Source organism: Anaerosporobacter sp. (assembly GCF_031551385.1).
Classification (GTDB): domain Bacteria; phylum Bacillota; class Clostridia; order Lachnospirales; family Lachnospiraceae; genus Anaerosporobacter.
Window position 1 is genome coordinate 41,367 of the sequence record NZ_JAVBNS010000186.1, and the last position, 6,724, is coordinate 48,090.

Here is a 6,724-nt window from a genome sequence, read left to right on the forward strand (position 1 = left end):
GAAGAATATGAAGTGGAGAAATATAAGATGGTTTATAGCAGTAGTAGGAATCTTATTGCTGATAGTGCTTGGGGGATTTTTTTGCGGACATATTCAGAATAAAAAGGGATCACCAGCAAGTAAAAGTGTTCAGAGTTATGTGAGTTATGATGAGGAAAAAACATTTGACTCAGCATGGAAAGAGATAGAGAATAATTGTGATAATGCAACTGTGATAACAGATACAAAGACATTAGATTATGTTGTAGCATTGAATTTTGTTGGACTATTAGATAGTAAAACGAATAAGACAATTCTTGCTTTGTTATCATCCTATGGTGATAAGGCAACATTTTTTATGTCGGGAATTTTGGCAGCAGAGGATTCGGAATTGTTACAAAGACTGGAAAGAGAAGGGCATAATATAGGAAGTAATGGACTTAATGGCGAAGGCTCTATGGAAAAATTAGCAATGGAAGAACTGGTGAATTCTTTTGTGCGGACAAATGGAATATTAAATACATATAGCAATCAAAACAAGCAACATTTACTCTATTGTACCGCAACGCAATATACTAATCAGGTATTGCAAGCAGCATATGCAAGTGGAAATGAGCAGGTAGTAAAGAGTAATTATATCCTAAATTATCGAAGTTTTACTTCTTATGAACAAGTACAGAGCTATATTCGTAAACTTCCCCAAGGTGCAATTCTTACAATTAGGCTTGAGGGAGAATTAGATGAGATAGAATATCAGCCAGTTGTTGATGAGGAAAAACCAGCAAAGGATATGCAGGCACAATTAGAGGAAGCGAAAGTACTTGAAGGCTCAAAGGAAGAGAGAATTGTACAGATTATAGAATGGATATTGCAAGCAATCGAGGAAGAAAAGATAGATACTGTACTATGTAAAGATTTGGAGAACTATTATGATAAATCGTTGGAGCAAGATTATAGTATAGTGTCACAAGAGTTAGGAGAGGAAGCAAAAGAATACAAATCAATACCAAACAGTGCAGGAAAAGTGGGACTCGTGTTTCGAGGGATAGAGGATGAAGAGCAGTTTGAGACAACATTAGCATTTCTCAAAGAGTATGATTATAGAGCAACATTCTTTGTTACAGGAGAAGAGGTTATTAAGTATCCGGAGAGAATTGCAAAGATTGTTAAGCGAGGAAATGAGATTGGCAATGGAGGGTTGACTGGAAAAGATATTACACAGATGAGCGTAGGGGAAGCTTACTATGAAATTATGAGATGCGACACATTGCTAACAGAAAAGGTAGGGATAAAGGCAAAACTGTGTATGCCTGCTTATGGGAAAAGTAATGAAACAATAAGAAAAATTGCAAAACTGTTAGACTATACAATTGTGACATATAACAAATATCCAATTACGTCAAAGGATATCAATGCGAAGCAAGCGAAGGAGTATTTTGTTGTACCATTGCAAACAGGGGATATTATGTATCTGCCAATGGGATATTGCACACAGTTTACAGAGATTCTTAATACATTAGCACAGAGCATAGAGGAAAGCAAACATTCCGTGGATATGGTAAGTGTATTATTGCAAAACATACGATTGAATACAGCACAGCAAACTGAAACAAAGAATACAGAAACAAAGAATACAGCAGCTACAGTGAAAAATAGTAACAAAACAGAAAATCAAACAACAAAATCGGATAAGAATTCTGCAAAAGACACATCAAAGGGTACAGAAAAGAATTCAACTACAGAGAATAACGATAAGAATGAAAGTAAAGATAAGAATGAAAATAAAGATAAGAATGAAAATAAAGATGAAAATAAAGAAAAAGACATAAAAAAAGAAAAAGAACTGCTAAAAAAAGTAGCAAAATTAAGAGAGCAAAACAAAGGGAAGTTAGCGAGTGTAAATCGTTTCGTACATACAACCGATTTTGTAGTTGGCTATAGTTTCTCAGGCATCAGTCGTCAAGATGTTGCCAAGAAGGTAGTAGCAAAATTGAAAAAAATAGACATACATGCAACATTTTTTATTTCTATAAAGGATATTACGAATTCCAAAGAGATGATTGATAAGATTGTGAAAGAAGGACATGAGCTACAGATTCTTCTGTTGGATTCTGATGGGGCTTCCTATACAGAAGTGGCGACAACAATACTAACAATACAAGAATTTATCAATGATACCTATAGCCAACAGGCAACTCTTGTAAGATATGCTTATGATGTGGATTATCAAGAAGAAGTTTTAGAAGCGATTGCAGCAACAAAATGTCAAACAATTGGCCAGAATATTTCTGTTGCAACTTCAAAAGTGGAAAAAGAGGCAACAAAAGAAGATATTATGGAGTCGATTTCTCATCAAGGAAATATAACAGCAACAAGAGGATATATTGCACATTTTCGTATGGATTATTATGAAGATTCTACCGTAATTGCAAATGTGCTAGACCAGATAAAGCGAGAAAAGATAGATGTGATTGGCTTTCTAGAAAAGGGAATTCGAAAAGATGGATATGAGTTTAAGACATTAAGTGAACTTATAGAGGGCGATGGTATCTATGAGTATCCTCTGCAAGAATCTGGTATCTTGGATATTACGAAGAACAAGATTCAAAGAGACAAAGTTGCTTTATCAGAGATTATGGTAGATTATATAGCAAAGCGATATATAGGAAATGGTTTTATACCATCAATGGGCACTTTGCCTGGCTTTACGGAAGAAGAGATTACGAAGTTGGATAAAACAGGAAGATTTACTTCTGATAAAGTATTGTTTTTAAGTTTTGATGATTGGGGAAGTGATGCAGCAATCACAAAATTATTGTATGTTTTGAATAAATATAATATAAAAGCGACATTTTTTATCCGGACAGAATATGTAGAAGGGAATCCGAACCTGCTTCGTGCAATTGCGCTTGCAGGCCATGATGTTGCAAGTCATACCAATTCCCATATGGTATTAGCAAATGCGACAGAGCAACGTGGTGTGTATAGCAATCTTGATGAGAAGCAAGCAGATGAATTACAAGAAGATTTTATTAAATCATACGATATCTTGCAGCATATAGTAGGGGATATCTTGATTAATAATCGTCCTTCCTTGCAGACATTTATGCGTCCACCAACACTTGCGGTTAGCAAGAAAGGAATGGAGGCTATCTTTAAAGCAGGAGCAACACAAATTATAGCAGGAGATTTCTCAACGCATGATTATGAAGCAAAGAGTGTTGATGAAATCGTAGAGGTAATGAAGAATGGAATCGTAGAAGAAAATGTGAACGTCTCCAAGATTGAAAATGGAAGTATCATCGTTATGCATATGTCAGATGAGGCAAGATATACAGCAGAGGCACTTGACATAGTAATACCATATTATTTATCACAAGGATATCATTTTGCAAGAATAAGTGATTATCTAGGTAATGAAAGATGAGAATGACAGAGGTGATTGAGATAGGAAAAAAGAAAAAAGTGGAAGACATATTAATTGAAACAAAAAAAGATAGAAGACTATTACCAAACGTTCCTGACGCGAAGAAGATACGTTCTGGCAAGGAACGTCGGGGAAGTAGTGTAGAGGAAGAGGACAGTATTAGTAAAACAAGATATATAGTACAGTATCCTGTTACAATAACCTGTTACAAGCAAGGAGTTCGAAAGCAAAAAATAGACGGTGTTGCGGTTGATGTTTCTACAAGTGGTATTTTAGTTCAGCTAAAACGGGAAGAAGATATCAAAACTTTGGAGGAGTCGGAATATGTAGTAGTACATTTTCAAGTTTCTCCAGGGTCAATGCCAGAGGGGTATGAGATGAAGATGCGCGTAAAGGCGGACTTTGTGCGTAAAGTAGAACAGGAAGAGACAACTATGATTGCTTTGAAATTTCGGAAAGATTTAAAGCAAAAAGCAAAAGAAAAGAGAGGAAATTATGCGTTAGTGGCATCGTGTATCTTACTGGCTTTTATTACGTTGTTTATTATGCTAATGAGAGCGGAAAGCGTTCTTTACTTCAAATTTAATAAATGGCTGTATCTATATAGTATTGTTACAGCAGCATTCTTACTAACAAGATATCTGTTTGGCTCATTCTATCGCCCTGTAAAAGTGGACCCAGATTATACGCCTTCTGTTAGTATAATCATTCCGTGTTTCAATGAGGAAGAGTGGATTCAGCAGACAATACTTAGTTGTATGAATCAGAGTTATCCAATGAATAAGTTAGAAGTAATCGTAGTAGATGATTGTTCCAATGATAAATCTGTTGAGAAGATTAAGGAAATTGCTGAACAGCTTTTCAAAGAAGGTGAGGAATATGATATATCGAATCGATTGCGATATATTGTACAAGAGCAGAATGGAGGAAAGAGAGAGGCATTAGCAAAAGGAGTATTAGAAGCGAAGCATGAACTAGTCGTGTTTGTGGACTCGGATAGTTTCTTAAATCCTGATGCAATCAGAAATCTAGTGCAGCCATTTAAAGACCCTAAGATGGGAGGCGTTGCTGGGCGTACCGATGTGGCGAATACATATACAAATGTACTTACAAAGATGCAGTCTGTTCGTTACTATATAGCATTTCGAATAATGAAAGCGGCAGAAGGATATTTTGATGCAGTAACCTGTTTGTCAGGGCCACTTGCTTGCTATCGCAAGGAATATGTGAAAGATAATATTGAGGCGTGGCTAAGTCAGAGCTTCTTAGGACAGAAGGCGACATTTGGAGACGACCGTGCAATGACAAACTTTATATTACAAAAATATAGAACAGGATATCAAGATACTGCGGTTTGTTCGACAATCGTTCCTAACAAATATAAAGTGTTTCTAAAGCAGCAGATGAGATGGAAGCGTTCTTGGCTAAGAGAGTCTTTAATGGCAGGTAAATTCATGTGGAAAAAGGAACCGTTTGCGGCAGTTAGTTTCTACATGGGATTACTTGTTCCGGTACTTGCGCCCATTATCGTTGTTTATAACATCGTTATCGCACCGCTTCGCTTCGGCATTTTTCCTACAACATTTTTAGTTGGTATGCTAATGATGGCGATGATGATGAGCGTGGTGCAATTGTTATTAAGAAAAAGTACTACATGGTTATTTGGTCTTGCATTTTGTTTATTCTATGAAGGTGTACTCTTATGGCAAATGCCGATAGCATGGGTAACATTCTGGAAATCAACATGGGGAACACGTATGACGCCAAGTGATATTTTAGTATATGAAAAAAGGGAAAGTAGGAAGAGAATAGGTGAAAGATAAAAGGAAATTAATTCGTGGGACTTTTCAGGGGATTGTATTACTTCTATTACTTTTTCTGCTATTGCGAGCTTTGTTATCGATAAGTAAGTATACTCCTTATAAAGAGGTGAATAAGCAGTCGAAAGACTATGGATTTGTGGCATTATCCTACTTTGGAGTTAGTAGAACAGGCGATGATGTAACAATAACAACGCAGAAATTGGAAGAACATATAGAAGCTTTAAAGAAAAATGGTTATGTAACGATAACACAGCAAGATATATTAGATTATTATCTTAATGGGAAGAAGTTACCAGAGAAAGCTCTTTTTCTTATGTTCGAAGATGGGTATGCAGGAACGGCAATCTTTGCAGGAAAATTAATGGAGAAATATAATTTAAAAGCAACAATGCTTACCTATGGAGATAAGCTTGCGTGTAAAGATGCGAAGTTCTTAAAGGCAAAGGATTTGAAAAAGTTAGAGAAAGAGACGTACTGGGAACTTGGTACGAATGGATATCGCCTATCGTATATTAATGTATTTGACAAGGAAGATAACTATCTTGGTGAGCTATCCTCGTATGAATTTGTGAAAGTTAGAAATGAGTTGAATCGAAGATATAATCATTATCTAATGGATTATATACGAGATGAAGACGGAGTTCCCAAAGAGACATATCGCCAGATGAAGGATCGTATTACAACGGAATATGAGCAACTAGAGAAAAGTTATAAAAAAGGCATTGGAGACATACCTGTGTTACATGTGCTAATGCATGCAAATACGGAACGCTTCGGAAACAATCAAAAGGTAAGTGATGTTAATGAAGAGCGAATAAAAGAAATGTTTTCTATGAATTATAATAGGGAAGGATACAGCGTTAATAATAAGGAGTGCGACCTTTATGATTTGACAAGAATGCAACCGCAAGCATACTGGTCTTCCAATCATCTATTAATGAGAATATGGGATGATACAAAGCAAGATACAACATTTGAAATTGGAGATGTGAAGAAGAGCAAGCAATATGAATTAGTAAAAGGTGCAATGCAGTTTAGCGAAGAGTCGATTACCGTTACCTCACTTCCAAGCGATGTAGGCTTAATAAAATTAAAAGAAAGTGAGACATATCAGGACATTCAATTGCATGTAACGCTTCAAGGAAATGTATTAGGTGGTCAGGGAATTTATCTTCGAGCAGATGAGCCTTTGCAAAATTATGTGAAAGTACAGATTTGCAATAATGAATTGATAATTGTAGAGAGCACGAATGGCGTGGAATTGGTGTTAAAGAAAGAAGATTTAGCGTGTTTAGAAGATATTGATACTTCTAATATACAATTGTTTACTTCAGCAAAAAGAGAATTAGATATTAGATTAGCTGGAGATACAATTAAAGTTACATTGAATAAGCAAGATTTTAGCCCGGTTGATACATTACAGCAAGTAAGAGAAGGTGCGTTATTACTAGAATCATCATGCGAGGAAGATGCATATAGTCAGAGAAATCTATAT

General features: G+C 35.8%; 3 protein-coding genes. All 3 read left to right on the forward strand.

What is annotated here, in order from left to right; genetic code table 11:
• Window positions 1–7 precede the first annotated feature (7 nt).
• Entirely contained in the window at window positions 8–3,406 is a 3,399-nt protein-coding gene (locus RMR19_RS14775) for a polysaccharide deacetylase family protein (protein WP_310604262.1), read from the forward strand.
• Window positions 3,403–5,229: a glycosyltransferase gene (locus RMR19_RS14780; RefSeq protein ID WP_310604263.1), complete on the forward strand. Its 1,827-nt coding sequence runs from the start codon at window positions 3,403–3,405 to the stop codon at window positions 5,227–5,229. Before RMR19_RS14775 ends, RMR19_RS14780 begins: the two co-directional genes overlap by 4 nt.
• Window positions 5,219–6,724, forward strand: a 1,506-nt coding sequence (locus RMR19_RS14785) for a glycoside hydrolase (RefSeq protein WP_310604264.1), incomplete at its 3' end; no start/stop codon positions are given. The genes RMR19_RS14780 and RMR19_RS14785, both read left to right, overlap by 11 nt.

Bases quoted from the DNA above. Each gene is read 5' to 3' on its own strand.
- RMR19_RS14775 (WP_310604262.1), top strand. From the start codon at position 8: ATGAAGTGGAGAAATATAAGATGGTTTATAGCAGTAGTAGGAATCTTA.
- RMR19_RS14780 (WP_310604263.1), top strand. From the start codon at position 3,403: ATGAGAATGACAGAGGTGATTGAGATAGGAAAAAAGAAAAAAGTGGAA.